The following is a 471-nucleotide window of genomic DNA, read 5'->3' as shown; positions in this document are numbered from 1 at the left end:
GGGGCGTTAGCTCAGTTGGTAGAGCAGTTGACTTTTAATCAATTGGTCGCAGGTTCGAATCCTGCACGCCCCACCAATATTAACATCGTACTCAGGTGTTAGCCGTGAAGGATAACGTTGCGTCAGCAACGGCCCGTAGGGCGAGACGAAGTCGAGTCATCCTGCACGCCCCACCAATTTATTAAATTGGTGTCGAGTAAAAATATTTCAGGTGATACCCGAAAGGGTCGTTAGCTCAGTTGGTAGAGCAGTTGACTTTTAATCAATTGGTCGCAGGTTCGAATCCTGCACGACCCACCATCCTGAAAAGGTTAAAGTAGTAAACCCCATATGGGGGCGTTAGCTCAGTTGGTAGAGCAGTTGACTTTTAATCAATTGGTCGCAGGTTCGAATCCTGCACGCCCCACCAGTGTAAAAAGGCGCCCTAAAGGCGCCTTTTTGCTATTTGCGATTTATAAGATTCGAACCTGC

Annotated in this window: 3 tRNA genes; all 3 read left to right on the top strand. The window is 48.0% G+C overall.

The features are described 5' to 3' along the window. Positions 1-76: transfer RNA gene (locus OGX98_RS00760), tRNA-Lys, on the top strand. 148 nt (positions 77-224) lie between these two features. Beyond that, positions 225-300: transfer RNA gene (locus OGX98_RS00755), tRNA-Lys, on the top strand. Between the two features lie 33 nt (positions 301-333). Further along, positions 334-409: transfer RNA gene (locus tag OGX98_RS00750), tRNA-Lys, on the top strand. Positions 410-471 lie beyond the last annotated feature (62 nt).

Origin of the sequence: Citrobacter sp. Cm046 (assembly GCF_030333065.1) — a bacterium.
Taxonomy (GTDB): domain Bacteria; phylum Pseudomonadota; class Gammaproteobacteria; order Enterobacterales; family Enterobacteriaceae; genus Citrobacter; species Citrobacter murliniae.
The sequence above is the reverse complement of the archived record's forward strand: the minus strand, read 5'-3'. Positions and strand labels throughout refer to the sequence as shown.